We start from the raw sequence: 379 nt of genomic DNA on the forward strand, positions 1-379 counted from the left end.
TTAGTAAGAAAATAATATATTTGGATTGAATTGATTTTAACAAAATACCAACATTTATTATGTCCATTTCAGCTAACGACCCTACCCGTAAAACCTGGCTGCAAGTACCCGAAAATTCAGATTTTCCTATTCAAAATATTCCCTTTGGCGTCTTCTTAACCAGAGACGACATTATTACAATTGGAAGCCGAATTGGTGATACCGCTATAGACCTTGGTGCCCTGCATCAATTGGGCTATTTTGAAGGTATTCCACTTACCGATGATATTTTTCTACAGGATACACTTAATGATTTCATTTCTGACGGAAAAAAGACCTGGAGACTTGTAAGAAACAGAATTGCCGAAGTTTTTGATGCTAATAATGCTAAACTTCGGGA

General features: G+C 36.1%; 1 pseudogene. It reads left to right on the top strand.

Going from position 1 to position 379, the window contains the following annotated elements:
* Positions 1–59: 59 nt before the first annotated feature.
* A pseudogene (locus HC175_RS20340) lies at positions 60–379 on the top strand (fumarylacetoacetase); the annotation flags it as partial.

The sequence above is a fragment of the Salinimicrobium oceani genome, assembly GCF_012037645.1.